This is a genomic window from uncultured Brachyspira sp. (assembly GCF_944388875.1).
GTDB lineage: Bacteria > Spirochaetota > Brachyspiria > Brachyspirales > Brachyspiraceae > Brachyspira.
This window is the reverse complement of record NZ_CALXKQ010000004.1, coordinates 48,829-68,643: the sequence shown is the minus strand read 5'-3', so window position 1 is coordinate 68,643 and position 19,815 is coordinate 48,829. Positions and strand designations below refer to the sequence as shown.

27 protein-coding genes are annotated in these 19,815 nt (G+C 24.5%); 20 read left to right on the top strand and 7 right to left on the bottom strand.

Translation table 11 applies throughout. From position 1 onward, the window contains the following. Positions 1 to 89: 89 nt before the first annotated feature. Complete coding sequence (locus Q0J69_RS04955; protein WP_297204825.1) at positions 90 to 284, bottom strand: hypothetical protein; 195 nt, start codon at positions 282 to 284, stop codon at positions 90 to 92. Between Q0J69_RS04955 and rsmI the strand changes: the two genes are divergently transcribed. Beyond that, positions 202 to 903 (top strand): 16S rRNA (cytidine(1402)-2'-O)-methyltransferase, encoded by a 702-nt coding sequence (rsmI, locus tag Q0J69_RS04950; protein WP_366030263.1) that lies wholly within the window; start codon positions 202 to 204, stop codon positions 901 to 903. The two genes, Q0J69_RS04955 and rsmI, sit on opposite strands and share 83 nt — an antisense overlap. Then, the gene (locus Q0J69_RS04945; RefSeq protein ID WP_297204823.1) at positions 893 to 1,186 is read left to right on the top strand and encodes a flagellar biosynthesis anti-sigma factor FlgM; all 294 of its coding nucleotides are present in this window, start codon (positions 893 to 895) and stop codon (positions 1,184 to 1,186) included. The genes rsmI and Q0J69_RS04945 overlap by 11 nt, the downstream gene beginning before the upstream one ends. 117 nt (positions 1,187 to 1,303) lie before the next feature. Here the strand turns inward: Q0J69_RS04945 and Q0J69_RS04940 are convergent, their stop codons facing one another. Both Q0J69_RS04940 and Q0J69_RS04935 read right to left on the bottom strand, forming a co-directional pair. Further along, positions 1,304 to 2,254: a helix-turn-helix transcriptional regulator gene (locus Q0J69_RS04940; RefSeq protein WP_297204821.1), complete on the bottom strand. Its 951-nt coding sequence runs from the start codon at positions 2,252 to 2,254 to the stop codon at positions 1,304 to 1,306. Then, entirely contained in the window at positions 2,251 to 2,994 is a 744-nt protein-coding gene (locus Q0J69_RS04935) for a sensor histidine kinase (protein WP_297204819.1), read from the bottom strand. The genes Q0J69_RS04940 and Q0J69_RS04935 overlap by 4 nt, the downstream gene beginning before the upstream one ends. 602 nt (positions 2,995 to 3,596) lie before the next feature. On the opposite strand from Q0J69_RS04935, the gene Q0J69_RS04930 reads away from it, so the two are divergent. The 3 genes from Q0J69_RS04930 (at position 3,597) to Q0J69_RS04920 (ending at position 5,496) form a co-directional block, all read left to right on the top strand. Further along, positions 3,597 to 4,094 (top strand): hypothetical protein, encoded by a 498-nt coding sequence (locus tag Q0J69_RS04930; RefSeq protein ID WP_297204818.1) that lies wholly within the window; start codon positions 3,597 to 3,599, stop codon positions 4,092 to 4,094. Continuing rightward, positions 4,084 to 4,593, top strand: coding sequence for a phosphoribosyltransferase family protein (locus tag Q0J69_RS04925; protein ID WP_297204817.1), 510 nt, complete (start codon positions 4,084 to 4,086; stop codon positions 4,591 to 4,593). The genes Q0J69_RS04930 and Q0J69_RS04925 overlap by 11 nt, the downstream gene beginning before the upstream one ends. 78 nt (positions 4,594 to 4,671) lie before the next feature. Further along, a complete protein-coding gene (locus Q0J69_RS04920; protein WP_297204816.1) occupies positions 4,672 to 5,496 on the top strand; it encodes a DinB family protein in 825 nt (274 codons plus the stop codon). Between the two features lie 57 nt (positions 5,497 to 5,553). Here Q0J69_RS04920 and Q0J69_RS04915 read toward each other — a convergent pair whose 3' ends face one another. Further along, positions 5,554 to 6,537 carry a D-alanine--D-alanine ligase gene (locus tag Q0J69_RS04915; RefSeq protein WP_297204815.1) on the bottom strand — a complete coding sequence of 328 codons (984 nt, stop codon included), beginning with the start codon at positions 6,535 to 6,537 and terminating at the stop codon, positions 5,554 to 5,556. A gap of 177 nt (positions 6,538 to 6,714) precedes the next feature. Between Q0J69_RS04915 and Q0J69_RS04910 the strand changes: the two genes are divergently transcribed. Next, on the top strand, positions 6,715 to 7,170 hold the full coding sequence (locus tag Q0J69_RS04910; protein ID WP_297204814.1) for a DIP1984 family protein: 456 nt from the start codon (positions 6,715 to 6,717) through the stop codon (positions 7,168 to 7,170). A 16-nt stretch (positions 7,171 to 7,186) separates the two neighbouring features. On the opposite strand, the gene Q0J69_RS04905 is transcribed toward Q0J69_RS04910, so the two are convergent. The 3 genes from Q0J69_RS04905 to Q0J69_RS04895 form a co-directional block, all read right to left on the bottom strand. Continuing rightward, the gene (locus Q0J69_RS04905; RefSeq protein WP_297204813.1) at positions 7,187 to 7,483 is read right to left on the bottom strand and encodes a nucleotidyltransferase domain-containing protein; all 297 of its coding nucleotides are present in this window, start codon (positions 7,481 to 7,483) and stop codon (positions 7,187 to 7,189) included. After that, positions 7,483 to 7,908, bottom strand: a complete 426-nt coding sequence (locus tag Q0J69_RS04900; RefSeq protein WP_297204812.1) for a nucleotidyltransferase substrate binding protein — start codon at positions 7,906 to 7,908, stop codon at positions 7,483 to 7,485. Before Q0J69_RS04900 ends, Q0J69_RS04905 begins: the two co-directional genes overlap by 1 nt. A 111-nt stretch (positions 7,909 to 8,019) precedes the next feature. Continuing rightward, positions 8,020 to 9,009 (bottom strand): C45 family autoproteolytic acyltransferase/hydolase, encoded by a 990-nt coding sequence (locus Q0J69_RS04895; protein WP_297204811.1) that lies wholly within the window; start codon positions 9,007 to 9,009, stop codon positions 8,020 to 8,022. A 382-nt stretch (positions 9,010 to 9,391) separates the two neighbouring features. Here Q0J69_RS04895 and Q0J69_RS04890 point away from each other — a divergent pair, with 382 nt between their 5' ends. The 14 genes from Q0J69_RS04890 (at position 9,392) to Q0J69_RS04825 (ending at position 19,679) form a co-directional block, all read left to right on the top strand. Further along, the gene (locus tag Q0J69_RS04890) at positions 9,392 to 9,781 is read left to right on the top strand and encodes a hypothetical protein (protein ID WP_297204809.1); all 390 of its coding nucleotides are present in this window, start codon (positions 9,392 to 9,394) and stop codon (positions 9,779 to 9,781) included. An 88-nt stretch (positions 9,782 to 9,869) separates the two neighbouring features. Then, entirely contained in the window at positions 9,870 to 11,111 is a 1,242-nt protein-coding gene (locus tag Q0J69_RS04885; protein ID WP_297204808.1) for a phage capsid protein, read from the top strand. Between the two features lie 173 nt (positions 11,112 to 11,284). Then, positions 11,285 to 11,527, top strand: coding sequence for a hypothetical protein (locus Q0J69_RS04880; RefSeq protein WP_297204807.1), 243 nt, complete (start codon positions 11,285 to 11,287; stop codon positions 11,525 to 11,527). 6 nt (positions 11,528 to 11,533) lie between these two features. Continuing rightward, the gene (locus Q0J69_RS04875; protein WP_297204806.1) at positions 11,534 to 12,157 is read left to right on the top strand and encodes an ImmA/IrrE family metallo-endopeptidase; all 624 of its coding nucleotides are present in this window, start codon (positions 11,534 to 11,536) and stop codon (positions 12,155 to 12,157) included. A 370-nt stretch (positions 12,158 to 12,527) separates the two neighbouring features. Next, positions 12,528 to 13,514 (top strand): phage capsid protein, encoded by a 987-nt coding sequence (locus tag Q0J69_RS04870; RefSeq protein WP_297204805.1) that lies wholly within the window; start codon positions 12,528 to 12,530, stop codon positions 13,512 to 13,514. A 190-nt stretch (positions 13,515 to 13,704) separates the two neighbouring features. Beyond that, positions 13,705 to 14,073: a phage capsid protein gene (locus Q0J69_RS04865; protein WP_297204804.1), complete on the top strand. Its 369-nt coding sequence runs from the start codon at positions 13,705 to 13,707 to the stop codon at positions 14,071 to 14,073. A gap of 240 nt (positions 14,074 to 14,313) precedes the next feature. Continuing rightward, entirely contained in the window at positions 14,314 to 15,357 is a 1,044-nt protein-coding gene (locus Q0J69_RS04860; protein ID WP_008721534.1) for a hypothetical protein, read from the top strand. A gap of 223 nt (positions 15,358 to 15,580) precedes the next feature. Continuing rightward, entirely contained in the window at positions 15,581 to 15,877 is a 297-nt protein-coding gene (locus Q0J69_RS04855; RefSeq protein WP_297204802.1) for a hypothetical protein, read from the top strand. 69 nt (positions 15,878 to 15,946) lie between these two features. Beyond that, positions 15,947 to 16,330: a hypothetical protein gene (locus tag Q0J69_RS04850; RefSeq protein WP_297204801.1), complete on the top strand. Its 384-nt coding sequence runs from the start codon at positions 15,947 to 15,949 to the stop codon at positions 16,328 to 16,330. Between the two features lie 40 nt (positions 16,331 to 16,370). Beyond that, complete coding sequence (locus tag Q0J69_RS04845; protein ID WP_297204800.1) at positions 16,371 to 16,928, top strand: phage capsid protein; 558 nt, start codon at positions 16,371 to 16,373, stop codon at positions 16,926 to 16,928. Beyond that, positions 16,912 to 17,184 (top strand): hypothetical protein, encoded by a 273-nt coding sequence (locus Q0J69_RS04840; RefSeq protein WP_297204799.1) that lies wholly within the window; start codon positions 16,912 to 16,914, stop codon positions 17,182 to 17,184. The genes Q0J69_RS04845 and Q0J69_RS04840 overlap by 17 nt, the downstream gene beginning before the upstream one ends. Before the next feature lie 208 nt (positions 17,185 to 17,392). After that, positions 17,393 to 18,790, top strand: coding sequence for a phage tail protein (locus Q0J69_RS04835; protein WP_297204798.1), 1,398 nt, complete (start codon positions 17,393 to 17,395; stop codon positions 18,788 to 18,790). A 63-nt stretch (positions 18,791 to 18,853) separates the two neighbouring features. After that, entirely contained in the window at positions 18,854 to 19,390 is a 537-nt protein-coding gene (locus Q0J69_RS04830; protein ID WP_297204797.1) for a hypothetical protein, read from the top strand. A gap of 25 nt (positions 19,391 to 19,415) precedes the next feature. Continuing rightward, positions 19,416 to 19,679, top strand: coding sequence for a hypothetical protein (locus Q0J69_RS04825; RefSeq protein WP_297204795.1), 264 nt, complete (start codon positions 19,416 to 19,418; stop codon positions 19,677 to 19,679). Positions 19,680 to 19,815 lie beyond the last annotated feature (136 nt).

Here is a 19,815-nt window from a genome sequence, read left to right as displayed (position 1 = left end):
TTTTTTATTGTATTAATGAAAACTTTAATATATAATTAAAAATATAAATTAAGGAGTATTATTATAAAAAAGGATAATAAAGAAAAAATTCATAATATTAAAAATGATTCTGAATTCATAGATGAAATTATAAACAGCAGCAATAATAAAAATGAAATTGAAAATGGAGTTATATATGTTGTCGCTACTCCAATAGGCAATATAGAAGATATAACTATAAGAGCTTTAAAAATACTTAAAAATGTTGATTTTATATTAGCTGAAGATACAAGAGTAGCTATCAAATTATTAAACTTCTATAATATAAAAAATACTTTATTTTCTTATCATAGCCACTCATCTGAATATAAAATAAATGAATATATTGAAAACATAGCAAATGGAAAATCTGCTGCTATTATAAGCGATGCAGGGACTCCATGCATAAGTGATCCGGGTGTAAGTATAATAAAAATAGCTATAGAAAAAAATATAAAAATTGTACCTGTAGGAGGAATATCCGCTTTTACTTCCCTGCTTTCAGTTTCAGGACTATCTGGCAATACTTTATTTGCTGGGTTTCTTTCAAATAAATCTGGTAAAAGAAAAAATCAGTTAAAAGAATTATATAATAATCAAAAAACTATAATAGTAATATATGAATCAGTATATAGAGTAAAAGAATGTATAGAGGATATTGTTAACATATTTGGAGAAAAAACGGATATTGTTATCGGAAGAGAACTTACTAAACAATTTGAGCAAATTATACGTTCAGAAGCTAAAAATATCCTTGATTTTTTTACAGATGGTAGTATACTTACTAAAGGTGAATTTTGCATCATTATTGATAATAGAAAATCTAAAGTATGCGAAGCTAATGCCGAAAATAATTTATGTAAGGAGTCAGATTATGACAATTGATAAAATAGGCGGCACATCAAATATACAGCAAAAATCAAATGTTAAATATAATGATAAAGTTTCTAAAACTGGTTCTGATAGAATAGAAATTTCTAATGAATCAAGGTTAGCTTTGCAAAATGAAAAACTCATTAATATCATTAAAGAAGCCCCGGATGTTAGAGAAGAAAAAATAGCAGAAGCTAAACAAAGACTTGAATTATATATGAAAGACGGAGCTTTGAGAGAAGAAGTGCTAAACTCTCTTGCCAACTCTATTATAGATTCTATGCCTTTAGATTAATATTATAAAGCTTCTGAATCTTTGTAATAGATTTGTATTCTTAAAAATAGTAAGTATTATTAGCTTACTATTTTTTATTTTAAAGTTATCATAAACAAGTAAATAATGAATTTAATTCTATTTAGAAAATTTATTAACTAACTCTACCCTATTTTTTACACCAGACTTCTCATATATATTAGCAACATGATTATTTACTGTATTCAAAGATATATCTAGTATTAATGATACTTCTTTATTTGTTTTTCCGTCAAGCAAATATGAAAGTATTTCTTTTTCTCTCCTAGTAAGATTTATTTTATCTTCTATTCTTTCCTTTTTTTCATTTTCAGTATCTTCTTTATATTCTTTTGAAATATCTTTAGTAAATATATTTTTATTCTTAACTATATTTATAAAATACCAAGATAAATATCCAAGCATAACTAAATTCCACCATATATAGAATAAAACTAAAGTTATATCCATAGATCCAATATCAGCAGCATCTCTTCTGTATAATATAAGCTGATATATTAAAACTGGATATATTATTATAGTTATAATGCCTAATATCTTTACTATAAGCTTCATTGTTTTATCTTTTATATTCTTATAATTTATAAATCCTATAACGAATAAATAGGTAATAGAAGCATAAAATATTATACTGCTAAAAATATATATATTAAATTTAATTAATATACCTAATATACTTAAAACAAAATGTATAACAGACAAAAGTATATATGTAATATTCTCTTTAATACCCCATTTCAAATTCAAAAATCTATATAAAAATGCTGGGATAAAATATAGCATAAGAGACATGGCTATACTAAATGTAAAGAAATAAAGTATATTAAATATATTGCTTGACATAAAAGACGGCACTGTTAAAAAACTTAAAAGCTTAACAGCCCTTATTAGAAGAAGAAAAGCAAAACTTAATAAAAATATTATATAATATTTAAGCCATGCCACTCTCTCTATTACATAATATATAATAGAATAAAGTATAACAGAAAAGCCTATTATAAAACCAAATAGATATCCCAATAAAAGTATATAGCCTAATATATAATTCATAATTTATTCTTAGCTGGAAAAATTATATTAATCCTTTCCTTATTTTCCAAAGATTCAAACCACATATTTCCTGAATGCATCTTTATAATATTATAAGCAGTGTATAAATATAAATTATTAAAAGTAATATTTTCATAGGATATTAAAGGTGTCTTAAAAAACTTTCTTTTTACTTCCTTAGGTATTTTATCGCATTCAAATATTACAGATATATCAATATATTTTCTTGAATAATCATATTCATTATTATTATTGCCATTATTCATCATCAAAAAATCTTCGTTATCATAATATAAAAAATCACATAATATATTAATACTAGAGTTAACTTTTACTATATTATAAATAAAAGTAAATATATTATATAAACTGCTCATTAATTTACTTCTGTCCATAAAAACAGTACTATTATTATTCATATTATTGTATATTGAGTATTTGACTCTTTTAGATTTAAATATATCAGAAAAATCATCTGTTACAATATCAATTATATTATTAACATCTTCAAAATTCATATTGAGTATAAATGATTTAGAGTTTATATCATTAAAATCATTAAATGCTTCCATAGTTCTTTCTATAAAAAAAGACTGTCTTGAAACTATATTTTTATATTCTTCAGTACATCTTTCTAAATTAGTATATTTAGATATTATACAATTATAGTTTTGTATTTCATATATAAGATTGGATATTAAATCTTTTAATTTATCATTAATATAAAAATTCTGCTTCATAGTATTAAATAAATAAACATAATATATTTTTATAATTATAACATATAATAATTAAAAAAGCTAATTACATAATTATATAAATTCAAATTTTGAATTTATATAATGAATTTTATATTTAAATTTATAATAAGAATTTTTATTATGAATTTATACAGTAATTATTAATTAAAATTTATTAACATTATAAACAAGTTATCAACATTTATAAATTAAATGAATTTATATATTTTATCTTTATTTGAATTCAAAATATGAAGTATTATTTATTTATAGTATTATAATAATATTATATATTAAATTTTTAAATATATATTTTTTATTATTATTAAGATGTTTATATGTTTATATATTTTGCATATAAGAAGAGAATATAAATTTTTATTGTATATGATGTTTATAACTTTCTTTATAATTAATAACTATATATTTTTTTTAAATAAAGAATTTAATAATAGAATTTATAATTTTTATAAAATTAAAATTTGTTTATAATGTTAATAGTTTTTTATTTATTATTAACATTTTATTAACAAATATAAATTTAATTTGACAAATATTTATATTTTAAGTATAATGTATAGATAATAATCAGGATAATTGATATGAATACTTTATCATTAAGAAAATCAAATATTAATATATTAATTTTCTTTATTCTTTCAGCATTTAGTTTAGCTTGTCCTATTATAACTCATCATTTAGGATTTAAAGGGACAGAATTTTTACCCATATTTTTTACATTATCATTGGGATCATATATATTAAATCCTTTGCTTCTAATACTTCTATCTGTAATATCTCCTGTTTTAAATTATTTGTTTACTAAAATGCCTATGCCTCCTGTTTTATATTTTTTAATATTTGAAGGCATTATATTTTCTTCAGCTGTATGTTTATTAAGAAAGAAAAATATATCATTTATTTTGATTGTATTATTAGCTTTTATTTTGGCAAGATTATCATCTGTTATTTTAGTTTTTATATTTGATATAAATATTAATGATTGGTTTAACGGCATTATTAATGGATATAAGGGAATAATAGTAAATTTTTTACTTGCCAGTATTATGTACTTAATATTAAAGAATAATGCCTTATAAGATTTTTTTTATTGATAATATAAAAGTAACTGCACTTGGAGATTTAGATAAAGAACTTGGTGATGAACTTAGGGATTTTAAAAATAAAAAAATTGATTTTCCTATTAAAATTATAAATAAAATAAAAGAATATTTATATTATAATAAATTTGATATTTTTATTTATATACCTTCAAATAAAAATAATGGTGTTATGAATTTTTTTGCTGATTATTTTGATAGCGAATTAAATATAAAAAAGTTAGATTGTATAAGAATAAAAAGAGAAATAAAAGAGCAGAAGTTTCTAGAAAGTTTGAAAGATAGAAGTGAAAATATTAAAAATGCTTTTGAAATATTAGAATTGGAAAAATTAGAAAATAAAAATGTGCTTTTAATAGATGATGTTTATGCTTCAGGAGCAACATTAAAAGAAGTTATTAGATTATTAAGAAGTATTCCATTTAGTTTTAATTTGGAAAGTTTAGTTTTTTGTTACAGAAATTATATATTTAAATAAAAATATTTTGTTATTTATATTGAATTATAAAAATAAAAATATTATAATACATAAAAATTAAAATTAAGGGTTATTATTATGATAGAATCTAAAGTAAAAGAATTAACCAAAAAAATAGAAATGGAATCTAAAAAACTGGATAAGAAGATTAAGGATATAGAAAAAATAAAATCTAGTATAACAAAAGATTTGAAAAAAAATGTTAAAGAATTAAAAACAAAACAATTAAAAAAACTTCAGGAAGAAAAGAAGAATATTACAGACAAAGTTAAAGAAATGAAAAATAATCTCATAAATGCTAAAAAAGAAACAGCTTCAAATAGAGTTAATAAAAAAATAGAAATAAGTAAAAAAGCAGCTACAGATAAAAAGCCTATAGATAAAACAGCAAAAAAAATTATGAATATGATGGCTTTATATAATAAAAATGCCAATCTAAATCTCATTGAAATTTTGAAAAACGTTAAAGAAGAAGATATGAAAAAAGATACAGGAGCTTATTTCAAATCAATATATGGAATATTTGTGCATATTATACAATGCGATATGTATTTCTTTAATATGTATAGAAAATATTCAAATAAAAAAACTATTTTAAATGAAGAGCTATTAACTTATTTAAATGATGATTTTACATTTAATAAAGACATAGAAAAAGATTTTCAAACATTAATAGATATAAGAACTAAACTTGATGATGTTATAATAGCTATAATTAATTCTATAGACGATTTCAATATAACAGGAAAAGTTATGCTTCCTGATTTAGAAGTAAAAAAATCAAGATACCATTTGATAATGCATGAACTTAATCATAATACTCATCATAGAGGAGAGATTTCAGTACTATTGGATCAAATGGGTTATAAAAATGATTATTCTAATTTATTGACTATTGTTTAATTCTTATATTATCCTCCAAATAATCTTTTTATTTGGAGGATTTTTATTATTCTCTTGTTATTGAAGAAGCCCTAAAACATATAAAGCTATATCTTCAAAATTCATCCCTTCATATTTAGCCATTGCTGGTATATCTGATGTATCTGTCATTCCGCTTTGAGTATTTACTTCCATTAAATAAACATTTCCATCTTCTCCTAATATTGCATCTATTCTGCAAAGTCCTGAACATCCAAGTACAGTATATGCCTTTTTACAATTTTCTATGACTTTGTTCTCTATTTCTTTAGATATTTTGGCTGGTATTTCTAATTCTGTTTTTCCAGGAGTATATTTAGCATCATAATCATATATTTCATTTTTTGAATTGATACCTAATATAGGAAATACATAAATGTCATCGCAATCTTTTACTAGTCCTACAGTTATTTCCTTTCCTTTTATATAAGGTTCTATAAAATAATTACTTACATTTTCTAATTTATCAACTATACTCTCAAATTCATTTTTTGTTTTTACTAATGATACTCCAACACTTGAACCGCTGGATATTGGTTTTAGTATAATAGGGAAATTAAATATTTTATCATCAGCTTTTATACAATCATCATCAACAGAATTAACATCTTCAAGAAGACAAAATTCTGAAGTTGCTACATCAGATGATTTCCATATTCTTTTAGTATATACTTTATTCATGCAAACAGCACTTACTAAAATATTTTCTCCTGTATATTTGATATTAAGTGTTTCTAAAAGTCCCTGTATAGCACCATCCTCTCCAAAAGTTCCATGAAGTATATTATAGCAATATTTTATTCTTTCTTTTTTCAGAGTATTTACCAAATCAAAATAATCAGTAACATCTATTAATATGCAGTTATCTTTAAGTTCATTAAAACTTGTCAATGCTTTATAGATATTCCTGCCGCTTCTAAGAGAAACTTCTCTTTCCTCACTGGTTCCGCCATACAGTACAGCTATTTTTTGATTTTTAAAATAATTTAATATTTTTTGTTTTGATTCTACATTTAATATCATAATTAATCCGTTAATTTTATTTGCATATTCATAAACAATCTGCATTTTATTATTTATCGTATAAATTTAGATTTTAATAATTTATTTTATTAATATTTACAATTTTAAAAATTTTATCATTGACTGAAATTTCTTTTTTATTATACTATTATAATAATAATAAATAGGGGATTATTTATGAAACTTGGAGAAGCTTTATTAAAAAGAGATGAATATATAAAAAGACAGGATGATATTAAAAAAAGAATAAAAAGCAATGTGGTTCTTAGAGATGATAATGAAAATAATGAAAATCCTAATGATTTAATAAAAGAGTATATAGATATTAATAATGAGCTTTCAGATTTAATTATGAAGATTGAAAATAAAGAGCATGAAATTAAACTTGATATAGGTATATCTATTTCTGAGGCTGTTAATATTAGGGATAAGCTTTATAGAGAGCTTGAAATTTATAAAACTGTTTTAAAAGAGCTTAACAGCAAAGAATATAGAAATGCTAAAAATGAAATCAAAATGAAAGTATTAGTTAACGTAAAAGATATACAGAATGAAGCTGATAAGATTTCAAAGGCTTATAGTGATATTGATGTTATGATACAAGCTGCTAATTGGAATGCGGATTTGAAATAAATTTTTTGATTAAAAATTAGTTTTGTTTTATATATATAATTTTACCGTATGTATCTATACTGTCTTTTAATTCTTTATTTTCAATATCATTATATGATATAACATCAAATTTTAAGAGAGTAGGTAAATTAGATAATTCCAGTTTTAATCTTTCACAAAACAATATATCAAACTCACCTATTAAAGCTAAATCTATATCAGAATTATACTTTTCTTTATTTACAGCCCTAGAACCAAATAGTATAACCTTTTCTATATTGCTATACAAACTGCATATATCTTTAATTCCATTAATTAATTTATCATCAAGCATTAATCATTTATCCTCTCTAAAAAGAAATTATGCAGTTCATTTAGTATTTTTAAGTATTCATTTTCTATTTTTTCTATAATTTCTGTAAATTTTATAAAATCATAAGTATGAGAAAGCAAATTTCTGCTTAGCATCATATCAATAAAGCTCTCCTGATTTTTAATAATTTTTGCTGAGTAAGCTTCTTTAAAAATGTTTCTAGGTGAAATATCTATATTATTCAAATTGCCATTATATTCTAAATAATCTTTTAAAGTTTTCCATGCCAATTCATAAGTGTATTCAAATCTTTGTACAACTCCTTCTCGTTCTAATAATGATAAATCTTCTATTTTTTTCTCTTCAAAAACACTTTTCAATAGATTATAAGCCTTACTGAAATTATTAAATCTCTGTTTCCATCTTATATCGTAATTATAAGTCATGAAATGTTATCCATTAATTTTTATATAATTATATAATTTAAGTATATATTTATCAATACAATAATTTATTATATATGATTTGAAATTGAAGTTCGGCGGCTTTATAAATTATCAGTAATCAAATATAAGTCTATTATCTTTAATATATTTTTTTCTTGATGGATTTCCTTCTGATCTATATATACTTTTTTCTTTTAATGAATAGATGCTTGACCATATTGTATCAATATCTGAAGTTTTTCTATTATACTGACATAAAAAACCATATTTTCCAGACATGAGATTTTTAATAAATTCTAAATCATGTTTATAATTTTTTAATGCTTCTTTTAATGTATTATATCTTTCATGAGAATAAATATCATCATTTAAATTAGTATTATATTTTTTCATAGTTTCGCTTTCAAAATGATTAGAAGTAAATACATATTCATTTTCTATTATTTCTAATTTATCGCAATTTGACTCTATCAATGCAATAGAGCCGTTTTTGTCTGCTATTATAATATTTTGAGATGATGATATAGGTATTTCTTTTAAGAATATTAATGCTTCTTTTAGAGTGCTGCACTTTTCTAAAATATATCTTATTATCATTCCAGCATTTAATCCATAATTAATTTTTGTAGGGTATACAAATGTTAAGGCACATGAAAGTCCTTTATCATTTATTCCATCTTCCATTTCTATGAAAGCTGTTGTATTTCCTATAAATGAATAAGAATTGTTTAATTTATAATAAGTACTGTCTGAATATTTTTCTATATCTATTAAAAAATCGCTGTTTTTTGCAAGTATTATTTCATTATCAGTTTTAAAAGCTAAAGCCGAACATTTATTTTCAAAAGTAAAGGCATACATGCTAAATAAAAAATAGCATATACTTTTATAATCGATATTGAGTGCTTCAGATATTCCTTTTATTTCTTCAATTATTTCTGGAAAAATTTTTTTATATATTGGAATGCATTTTTTTGCGAAATTTTCTCTTTCTTTTGATATTTTTATTTTGTTTGGTAAGTTTATATTGTTTTTAGCAAGTATTTTTCCGTATTTTAATCCTGCTTCATAATGGCTTTTTGTAAATCTTGAATGATACATATTTACTCCTATTTAAGTTTATGTAAGAAATTATCATATTAAAAATTATAAGTAAATATGAATAAAAAATTTTTTCAATGTAGTTTTTTATAAACTCTAATGAAATAAAAAATAAATGAATATTACAATTCAAATTAGAGCATAAAATTTATAGGGTGTGGAGTGTAATTAAATTTTAAAACTTAATTTACATTCCCCGCCCTTTATTCTTTATAGCTAACTTTTGAATTTCAATATTAACTATCTTTATAACCTATTTAGAAATTCCAGCACCCGCCCAAGTTTTTATTATACTTTGAATTTTTATTAACGCACGATTAATAATTTTATTTTTTAGTTTAAATTAAATGAAATATCAAATTTATTTTTACTTTATTTTGTAATGCCTGATGTCAGCATTGATGATTATTATACATATACAGACTTTTTAAGTTATTTCAGCTGCGATGAGTTTGATAAAGCTATGGAAGAGTTTATTAATGAAGTAATAAATAACAATATTAAATTTTGTAGTAAAGAAGCTAATAAAATAATTCAGAACATATATGAAAACTATATTAATATCATAAATATCAATATAGATGACCCTGAAATAAAATTAATTCCAGATTATAAGAAAGAAGTTCATGATTTGTATGGAGGTGTAACCGCATGGAATTTTGTAAATATTCCAGCCCCTTCATATAAGAATGGCATGACTTTTCGGGCATTTTACTTTTTAAATATAAAAGCAGCAATTCTTTTAATTTCTTTTCAAAATATTTTTATCTAATATTTTATATTTTTGATACAATAAAACTTATAATCACTTATATTTTTTATTATTAGTATAAAGATTAATTTTTAATAGGTTTTCATTTATGCAAAATATAGAAAATAAACAATCACAAATAGAAAAAATTATTGAAGAATATGATAATAAATTAAAAGATAAAAACAGAGAGATAGAAAAATTAAATGATGAATTAAATAGAATATCCACAAGCAGTTATAATTCAGGCATTCCGAATGTAATATCAAATAGGGGAGATGAAAGCGATGATTTTTCATTTCCTCATAAATGGGCTTTGACTTGCAAAAGAATGGAGAGTTCTATTTATCTTGAGCCTATACTTCAGTTTTACAGAGGAGTTCTTAATTCTTTTGATTATTTTGTAGAAAAGCCCAAAGAATGCGAAGATAATGAAAGAGTAAATAATGCCTACAATTTTTTTGTAAATCAGTTTGAAAGGTCGGGAGGACTTAAAAACTTAATAGTTAATGTTACTTATAATGCTTTGGTTTACGGATTTTGTTTTTTTACTCCGAAACTTGAAGTAGTATCTGCAAAGGCTTATGGATTTAAAGGAAGACTTGACGGTTTAAGAGGATTTAAATATTATGATCCTTCTTCAATATACAGATTCAATTTTGATGAAAATGACAGTGATGAGATAAAAAGCATAAGCATTATAAAAAGCCGCAAAGAAATTTTTAATAGTTTGTATAATGATAATGAAGCAAGCATTATAAATATAGATTTTGATTTAGCTTTAGCAGGTTATGCAAGTTATGGAAGCATAGAAGGCGACATTATAGGAAAGCCATTTTTATACAGTGCATATTCACTTTGGCAGATTTTAGAATCTATGGATAATAGTTTTAACCGCAATTTAAAAAATATAGGCGAGCATAGTTTTAATTTTATAGCAAATACTGAGCTTAATGATTCAAAGCGTAAGGAGGCAGAGCGTGAGATAAGAAATTTCGTAAATAACGGAGGCGGAGTTTTCATCTCCAAATATGGTAAGATAGAAAAGATAGAAAGTATTGATGCTAATGAATGGTATAATTTTAGAGATAGCATGCTTTCAGCTTTATTTAAAAATAAAGGCGTAGATATTAAAGCACTTGGTCTAAACAAAGGAGCTACCAAATCTTTAGCAGAACTTACTCAGGACAATGCTATTCTTATGGCAAGCGATATAGTTTCTGGTATAATCAATTATATTAATAACAGTTTTATAAAAAGATATTTTGATTTGAATTTTAAAAGTTTAAGGCTTTCAGGTGAATGTGATTATTTTAGAGTTTCTCATTCTGTAATTAGCAAATCAGAGTAGATTATCAAATTTTTGATTGTTTTATTAATATGTAATGATATCCTTAAATATTAAATTTTTATATGTATATACAGTTGTTAATTATTTAAATTTATATACTATATTTATATATAAATTTCTTTCAAATTTTCAAAATTTTACGATATTTATAAAATACATTTAAGGAGGCATTTATGGCGGTTAAACTTTTTAGTAAAGAAGAATTGCAGAAATGCACTACAAAAGAAGAAGTAGAAGCATACTTTGATTCTTTGGGTATAAAAGAAGATGATTATGAAACAAAAATAGATGCTATTACAAAAGCCTGCAATTCTAAATCTATAAAATATTTTGGTAATATATCATTAGAAAAAAAATATAATGATATATTGGTAATGTTTTTAGATGATGAAGTTAGAATGTACAGAGGATTTTAATTTTATATGCATAAATTAAAATTACAAGAAATAGCTGCCAGATGCGGATATACTGAAATTGCAAAACAGCGTAAATTATTAGATGATTTAGAATCTAATATAATGGATAATTTAATTCTCAAATATATAGAAAAATCTTTATTATCACATTGGAAAAGTGCTGTAGAAAATATAGTTTTACAAACAAGGCAATATAAATTTAAAAATCATTGTAAAGAGATTTCATATACAAACCCAAAAGTTATAAAAATAATGAATGTGGCACTTTATAAAATATTTATAAAAGAGAAAAAGCTTTTTGAATATGGATATACTTTAAAAGATAAATATAATTGGGTTGATGTTATTGTTATAAATGAGGAAATGAGCATTAAAGAAAAAAGATGTGTAGTTGCTCATGAACTGGCACATATAATTATAGACAGAATATTAAAGGAGAATATAGATATCATTCCTAATATGGATTTTGATAATCTTAATGAGGAAGAATTAGCAAATATATTGATGTGTTATATTCTTTTGGATAAATCATTCTTTTATAAAAATGCCCAATTTGAAGATTATGTCATTATAGATGTTTTAGATTTAAAAGAACTAAGAGATAGTATATTAAAAAAATATAGAAAATAAATTTTATTAAATAAAATTAAAATAAAAGGCTTGGTATTAATTTACTAAGCCTTTTTTATTTTGATGAACTTATAATCACTTATATTTTTTGACATAGATATAGGAATAATAAATAGACTAAACAGATAATGTTTAATTATAATATTATCAGAAATAATATATTTAAAAATAGTACTTGCGTTTTTCGCGAAGCGTATCTGAAAGATAAAAACTTTGGCGTTGTGCGGCAAAAAAGTTGATAATAGATTTATAAAAATATAAAAATTGACAAAATAAATATGACTTATAATCACTAATATTTTTTGCTATATATATAGATAATAAAAAATCATTTCAACATAGATTAATATTTATAATTTAAGGAGATAAAATGATTAAAAAGAAATACAAAATTTTAGGAGATAGTTTCAAGCAGTATATACCGCTTTCAAAAAATACTTTTGCTGAAACTAAAACTAATAAAATTACAGAAAAAAATATTGATGAGCTTATAAACTCATTTGAAAAAAGCAATATAGAAATATTTGTTTATAAGGGGCATAAAGAAGATGAAGAAAGAGAGGCTATTGGAAAGGTTGTGGGTTTAGAAAAAGATAATGAGGCTATAGGACTTTATGCTGTTATAGAATGGTTTGATGATAGTATAACAGATAAGAAATCTTTTTATCCTTCTATTGAGATGGTGGGTAAAAAATCTTATGAAGATGAAGATTTTATTTATTGGGAGAATTGCGGGATAAAAGCTGTTGCTGCAGTGGAATATCCTGCAAGCCGTAATGTAGATTTACTTTGTGCTAGTGCCATTATAAACAGTGAAGATAATATTAACGGAGGATACATGAAAAAATTAAAAAGTGTATTAGAAAAATTATTAAGTGAAGAGAAAGAAATAGAAAAGCAAGCTAGAGAAGAGTTTGTTTATTTATTTAAAAATGATGAAGAGATTCAAAATATTATTATTGGTATTGTGGCAGAAAAATTGAGAGAAGACAATTTAAAAGACAATAAAGAAAGTAGAGAAAATAACAAAGACTACAATAAAGAATTAAATAATTTATCTAACTTATCTAATAATACTGCAAATAATAAAGAATTAAATCTTTCAGCTATAACTTACGGAGATTGGTGCAATGAATATGCAGAAAGTCAGAATGCTGTAAGATGCTCTTCAAAATCAGAAAGCTCTACATACTTAAAGGCAAGAAAACTTTTTAAAGCTGGACTAAGCAAAGAAGAGATAATGTCAATAGTTAGAAATGATTTAGTACCTATAGGAGTAGGAGGCACAGAGAAGATTAATTTATCAGCATTAAGCGAAGAAAACAAATACAGCGAGATAGCAAAACTATTTAAATAATATTTATGTTAAATAGTTTTAAGTTTGTAACAATAAATTTATATTTTCAATTTGACTGTCGTAAGATATTGCATTTTTACTTCATATATAAAAATAAAGTTAGTATGTTTTTTACTTGCATTTTTTGCAACTTTTTGCGGCGGGAAAAAGTTGAACAAATTTAATTTTTTATATAATACGGAGTTTCATAGTGGCACAAGGTTCTATAATAAAAGCTGGTATTCATAGTGATGAAGCTAATTTACCTAAAAAAGGTTTTCCTGTAACAATAAAAAATGATAATGGAAAAGGCGTTTTCTCACTCTACAGTGATGGAAGTGTATTTGTAGGCGTTGCTTTGGAAGAGGCTTTTTCCTATCAGGAGTTTGGATTAAAGGCAAATACAATATCGGTTTGCTATGACGGAATAGTAAATGCAGTTGTAGCAGAAAGTGTTGTTGCAGGTGATATTGTAACGGCATCAGATAAAGGATTCAAAAAATCATTAGATGGTCATGGAGTAGGAGTAGTTATAAGAGGCGGGAGCAATTATGCAGAGATACTTTTGAAATCTGTATGATGTATATTATATAGTAAAAAGTTGGTATTTTTAGTTATTATCCTATTCTAATATATATTGTCAAAATATTAGACTATATTATTTGCGTTTTTTGCAACTTTTTTGTGCGTCAAAAAAGTTGATAATATATTCATAAAGATATAAAAAATTATAAGATATAATTATTTAATTATAAAATAATTTTTATATATCTTTATGAATGTCTATTTATTCTTTCAACTTACAACGGAGTTAATCAAGATGAGCATACCTAATTTACAAAATATACAAAATAAACTTTTTCCAATAATCAATAAAGAAATGCCTAGATATATGGGGCAGACTAATTTTGTGAGCAAATATATACCAGAGATTTTTGTAGGTGTTTCTCAGGGAGCTATAGGAGGCGATTTAGACAATACCGCATTTAATCTCAAAAACATGTACGGCGGTACTTCTTTAGGAGATTTAAATATTTTCAATGAGTATCCTAAACATGAGGCTAGAGTTTTTAAAATGGAGCCTGAAGAATATTATATCGGAATAGATATTAACAGAATAGAAGAGATTAATGAACTTTATTCAAGAGATGAGAAAAAAGCAGGTGAAGAGATTTTAAATTATATAGCTCAGAAACTTGTATCAAGACTAGGGCTTTTAAGAGAAAGAAACCTAGCTGCAAAAGTTACAGATGCTAGTCTTTACGGAAGTACAAACACTGTTGATTTAACTGCAAAACCTATAAGCACTTGGACAGAGGCTGATATTGATAATTTCTTTTCTTCATTTATAGATTTGGCTAAATATTTAAATTATGCTGTTGGAGGAAATCTCTTTAATGACAGAATGGAGCTTCAAAATAACGGACAGAAACTTTATATAGTTATTCCAATAGATGTATATATTAAACTTCAAGGTTTATTCAGATTATTTTCTAATTATATATCAATGATTGGAAATGATGCTAACGGAAAATATAAAGCATTCAGACCAGATATTTTTAATGCTGTAACAAGCGGAATAACAGTTGTAGGTACAGCATTTAGAGTTGCAGATGATCATGAAGTGGATCAAATATATCAGTTAGAAAATCTTACAGATATATGGACAGGCTCATCAATTTATATGTTTACAACTTCATCTAATATACTTGATATGGCTTCAATAAAAGAGGTGGTATATTTAAATCATGATATAAGAGAAGTTGATATATTAGGCAATAATTTGTGGAGAACAAGAACAAAGAGATGCACAGTAGCTTCCAACCCTTACGGCTTCTGTAAAATAGACTTGAGCTTGTCTTAATATAATTAATTTCTAGAAATTTATATTTTAAATATATGTATTAATTATAGTAATACCTGAAATTTAAACTGCTCCTTTCCAAAGGGACTCACAGCGGTGCGGACTTTGTCAAATGCAGTTCTTTTGGTTCTTTTATACCAATAAAAGAACTGGGGGTGTGGGGGCTAGTCCCCACAAATCCAAAATTTAATATTCATATAATTAATAAATAAAAAGAGGCGTTATGTCAAAGAAATCTTTATTATTTTTTTTAGAAAATAGTATTACTAATAAAGAAATAAAAGCTAATGATTATGTGGTATCAAGAGTGGGATATTTCTTTAGAGATGTGCATGAAAGAAGATGCAAGGTAATAGTTGAAAGCGATTTAAATATATCTTTAAGCGATTCATTTTTGATTATAAGTAAAAATGAAGCAGAGGAGCTTATAAGAGAGAAGATGAAGCCTGATGATGTTATCAATTATCTTAAAGAAGAGAATAAAAAGTTAAAAGAAAAGATAAAAGAGCTTGAGGCTTAATTTATTTTTTATGTGCTGTCTTAAATTATATTTTTAGGCAGTACATTAAAACTAAAAAAGGAAATTAATATGCAGGAATATATTTACGAGCCTGATATAAATTATTTTAAAAGCATATTTAAAATGTTTAACTATGATGATATTGATACAGACTTTTTAGAAGAACAGCTTAAAAGTTATACTATTCAGTTTAGAAGAATGATTTTGAATATGAATTATACAGAGCCTACAGAAGAAAACGGACTTCCGTATATATCTATAAAAAATTATATATGCTATGAGGCGGCAAGGCTTTTAACTGTAAATTTTGTTTCAAACAGCGATTTGATAAACTTTATTCGTACAGAAAGTCTTAGATTAAAAGAACTTGCTATAAAAGATTTATCAAGCATTGTAGTTGGTGAAAATAGTTATGAGAGTGTGCGTTTAGAAGGTGATATAAAAAAGCCTTAAATCGTACTAAAAAATAAATAAAAAAATCAAAAGGTTTATTATGATACATTTTAAAAACAGCGTTATATATGTTTTAGATAATTTTATGAACTTTATGGCTGATGAATATATTGATTTATCAGGAAATAAAGTTGAAGGCGATAATCAATTAAATAAACTTTTAGATGATAAATTAAAAATAGAATATTTTAGTTTAGGAGCTTTGAGTTCTATGAGCAAATCATTCCTTTGGGCTTCAATAGCAGAAGGCGAGAGCAGGGGAAGCAATTCATATATAGGGGACTCTGCAGGTTTTGCTGATGATATATGTTTAAAAGCAACAGTATATAAAGAGCTTAAAGCTGGAGAATCATTTTTAGCTTATAATATTATACCTTTGGCACTCAATCAGGCGGCACGTTATTGGATATCAAAACTCAATGATGAGGGCGAGCGTATAGCATTATCTCCTATAATTAAGTGGGAAGCTCCTTCATTTGACAGTGAAAACAGCAAAAGACAGTTTAATGATTTTTCGTCTATAAGGGGCGTTAATTTTTCTCTTGATATTAATTTTAAGATTATGACAGGGAGTTATTTAAATGAAGTTCTTTACTAATTTAATTAATAATTCATTTAATAAAAAAGTTTATGATTATGTTCAAAATAGAGATAAACTTTATAAAGTAAAAATCACTTCTTCTCCGGAGAATGCCAAAATAATAATGAATGAAGAAGAAAAATATTTCGGTGCTTATAAAAATGCTGAAGTGATAAATTATCAGGTTAGTCTTGAAGGCTATACTACAAAAGAGGGAAGCATAACAGTTAATAACAGCGATGTTTTAGAGAATGTAGTTTTGGAAAGCATTTAATATTATTAATAAAATTTTTTATCCACGCGTTGAACGGAATTTTATATATAGATGGTATTAGAATTATTATTTTATTTATATTGTATGGGCTAAGTTTAACGCGTGTTAATTTATACATTTTGCGTAGATAAGATTTTGGGGCGGGTGGGCGGGAATGTATAAAATATTTTTTGCGTAAAATGATTTTTAAAATTGTGAGTGTATAATAATGAGCATTTTTGATTTAAAAGGTAATTTAATGAATGATGAGGACGGCTTAAAAGTTGTAAGCGGTTCTAGTTATAAAGTAAGAATAGCAAAAACAAAAAATAGAGATGAAAAAATAGATTTCTCTTCTGATGATGTTAAAGGAAAATATTTAATATATCCTTCTCAAGTTGGGCTTACTCCAACTACAGAATCAATGAGTAAGGAGTATATAGGCTCTCCTTCTTCTGAAAGTTATGCAGGAGCTACCACTTATGCAGGAGATATTTCCTACGGGGCTTTTCCTAATTCTAATGCATATTATGCGAGCTTAATATGGGCTAATGTGCATACAAAAGAAACATCTGGCAATTTACTATGTATTAACTCTTTTAATAATTTTGCTGTTAGATTTAATAAGTCTTCAGAAGATGAAAGTATTAATATGCTTGAAATTATAATAGAAGAAGATGATGGCTACAGCAGTAATTTTATTGATATTTATACTTCTATGAAGCAGAAAGATTTGATTAATGCTTTAAATAAAATAACAAATATAAAAGCATTTTTAATAACAGGAAGCGAAGAAGATGATATTGATTTTACTAATATAATAGATGAATTAAAAGAGTATAATACAGAAAATAACAAAACAGAATATTTACTTAGTTTTAAAAGAGTGGGTCTTATAGAGAGTGGGGTATTTACAGAAGAGAGTAAAAAGAAATATCCAAAATATCAAAGTATAATAGCCCCAAGATTCGGAGAGGCACAGTATTATAATATAGCTTTGTATGACAGTTCAAAAAATATGGACGGAAATCAATATATAGGATGTGAGAGTAAATCTATTAATTTTAATTTTGCAAATAAGACTATGACAGAAATAAGTTCTTCATTATGGGCTTTAGATGAAGAAAAAATAGATAAAGATTCGGTTTTATATGAAGAGAGAGCAGAAGAAAGAGATGTTGTAATGGCACAGACTTCAAAATATCCTACCAAACTTTTTATTAACGGAACGGAGGCTACTTCTGTAAGTGATGTTTCTTTATCATTTGAATGGACTAAAGAAGAGAAGTTTAATATTTCAGCAAAAAGATACGGCTTTCCAAATTCAAAGTTTACACTTAGTTTTTCAGGCAATGCAGTTTTTAATGCTCAGTCAAAAGAGATTTTTTATGACAGAGTTTTAAATGGAAATAGGCAGTCATTTATAATATCATCAAAAACAAGATTTAAAAATAAAGATTACCCATTTGTGTTTGTAAGTTCAGATGTAGGAGGAAGTCCTTCATTTCCAGCAATAGAGCCTAAAGAGCTTTCAATATCTTTAAATAATTTTAAGGCAGCAGAGCAGTCAAATGATATGAACAGTAATTATTTGATAGCATTTACAGACAGAGAGGATTTGTTTTGATTTGACAGCTTAAATATTTTTTGATATACTACTATTATATAAGTTTTTTAAGGAGATTGTATAATGTCTAAATATGAAAATATAAAAGTTCTTTCTGTTTCAGATTTAGATTTTAAAGCTATAGGTAAGCTTGTTTTAAAAAATACTGAGTCATGGAATATACCTCATTTGCATTTTATGGTAAATAAAGCTGATGACGGTATATTTGAAGCTGTTTGTTTGGAACTTATGTTTTTTAATAGTGGAGAAGATATAAAATCATCTATAACAAATTTAGTTACAAATATTTTGGAATATTTTGATAACAATATAAATTCTGCTGATGATTTAGATAAATACATAATTTGTGTAGACACTAATGCTATGGACAACTATTGGAAACATTATAGAAAAATAGATGGAGAATTAGCAAAATTTGGTAAAGATATAAATAATACTTTAGAAAAGCAAATAATAGATGAAGTAGAAGAGAGGTATAAAAATACTTTTAATGATTTTCTAAAAAAATATGTGGATATACGAAATAAACTTAATCAGGTTAATGCTACAATAGAACCTAAATATAAGATTGATGAGATAGACTTAAAAGAAGTTCAATAAAATAGTTATTAAGGATTTATATATTATGTCTTTATTTTATGATGCAGATAAAGTTATAGATTTCTTATCAAAACATAAATATATTGTTTATAAAGATTGGAAAGATAATAATAAACAAAAATATAATGTTTCATTTGAAAGACCTAATGGACTTAAAGGTTTGACTGTATTTGAGATTACGGTAACTAATGGAGAGCATTTAATAAGAGAACAAAATTTACGTATATCATCAATACGTTTGGATATTAATGATAAAGATATGAATGATATTGAAAAGTTTAGAAAATAGTAAATTATTTATATTTGATAAGCCTTATACTTCTGTATAGGGCTTTTTTATTTTAAATTTTTTAATAATTATTTTGAATGTATAAAAATATAATTGTCATAGCCTATGAGTGAAAAAATTAAGGAGAATTTAAAAA

What these genes read in the sequence shown, in the direction of transcription:
- Q0J69_RS04895 (WP_297204811.1), bottom strand. Translation starts at nt 9,009, where the DNA reads ATGTATCATTCAAGATTTACAAAAAGCCATTATGAAGCAGGATTAAAA.
- Q0J69_RS04850 (WP_297204801.1), top strand. Translation starts at nt 15,947, where the DNA reads ATGCAGGAATATATTTACGAGCCTGATATAAATTATTTTAAAAGCATA.
- Q0J69_RS04935 (WP_297204819.1), bottom strand. Translation starts at nt 2,994, where the DNA reads ATGAAGCAGAATTTTTATATTAATGATAAATTAAAAGATTTAATATCC.
- Q0J69_RS04905 (WP_297204813.1), bottom strand. Translation starts at nt 7,483, where the DNA reads ATGCTTGATGATAAATTAATTAATGGAATTAAAGATATATGCAGTTTG.
- Q0J69_RS04910 (WP_297204814.1), top strand. Translation starts at nt 6,715, where the DNA reads ATGAAACTTGGAGAAGCTTTATTAAAAAGAGATGAATATATAAAAAGA.
- Q0J69_RS04860 (WP_008721534.1), top strand. Translation starts at nt 14,314, where the DNA reads ATGAGCATACCTAATTTACAAAATATACAAAATAAACTTTTTCCAATA.
- Q0J69_RS04890 (WP_297204809.1), top strand. Translation starts at nt 9,392, where the DNA reads ATGCCTGATGTCAGCATTGATGATTATTATACATATACAGACTTTTTA.
- Q0J69_RS04845 (WP_297204800.1), top strand. Translation starts at nt 16,371, where the DNA reads ATGATACATTTTAAAAACAGCGTTATATATGTTTTAGATAATTTTATG.
- Q0J69_RS04920 (WP_297204816.1), top strand. Translation starts at nt 4,672, where the DNA reads ATGATAGAATCTAAAGTAAAAGAATTAACCAAAAAAATAGAAATGGAA.
- Q0J69_RS04855 (WP_297204802.1), top strand. Translation starts at nt 15,581, where the DNA reads ATGTCAAAGAAATCTTTATTATTTTTTTTAGAAAATAGTATTACTAAT.
- Q0J69_RS04825 (WP_297204795.1), top strand. Translation starts at nt 19,416, where the DNA reads ATGTCTTTATTTTATGATGCAGATAAAGTTATAGATTTCTTATCAAAA.
- Q0J69_RS04945 (WP_297204823.1), top strand. Translation starts at nt 893, where the DNA reads ATGACAATTGATAAAATAGGCGGCACATCAAATATACAGCAAAAATCA.
- Q0J69_RS04875 (WP_297204806.1), top strand. Translation starts at nt 11,534, where the DNA reads ATGCATAAATTAAAATTACAAGAAATAGCTGCCAGATGCGGATATACT.
- Q0J69_RS04925 (WP_297204817.1), top strand. Translation starts at nt 4,084, where the DNA reads ATGCCTTATAAGATTTTTTTTATTGATAATATAAAAGTAACTGCACTT.
- Q0J69_RS04830 (WP_297204797.1), top strand. Translation starts at nt 18,854, where the DNA reads ATGTCTAAATATGAAAATATAAAAGTTCTTTCTGTTTCAGATTTAGAT.
- Q0J69_RS04870 (WP_297204805.1), top strand. Translation starts at nt 12,528, where the DNA reads ATGATTAAAAAGAAATACAAAATTTTAGGAGATAGTTTCAAGCAGTAT.
- Q0J69_RS04835 (WP_297204798.1), top strand. Translation starts at nt 17,393, where the DNA reads ATGAGCATTTTTGATTTAAAAGGTAATTTAATGAATGATGAGGACGGC.
- Q0J69_RS04885 (WP_297204808.1), top strand. Translation starts at nt 9,870, where the DNA reads ATGCAAAATATAGAAAATAAACAATCACAAATAGAAAAAATTATTGAA.
- Q0J69_RS04900 (WP_297204812.1), bottom strand. Translation starts at nt 7,908, where the DNA reads ATGACTTATAATTACGATATAAGATGGAAACAGAGATTTAATAATTTC.
- Q0J69_RS04840 (WP_297204799.1), top strand. Translation starts at nt 16,912, where the DNA reads ATGAAGTTCTTTACTAATTTAATTAATAATTCATTTAATAAAAAAGTT.
- Q0J69_RS04940 (WP_297204821.1), bottom strand. Translation starts at nt 2,254, where the DNA reads ATGAATTATATATTAGGCTATATACTTTTATTGGGATATCTATTTGGT.
- Q0J69_RS04930 (WP_297204818.1), top strand. Translation starts at nt 3,597, where the DNA reads ATGAATACTTTATCATTAAGAAAATCAAATATTAATATATTAATTTTC.
- Q0J69_RS04915 (WP_297204815.1), bottom strand. Translation starts at nt 6,537, where the DNA reads ATGATATTAAATGTAGAATCAAAACAAAAAATATTAAATTATTTTAAA.
- Q0J69_RS04880 (WP_297204807.1), top strand. Translation starts at nt 11,285, where the DNA reads ATGGCGGTTAAACTTTTTAGTAAAGAAGAATTGCAGAAATGCACTACA.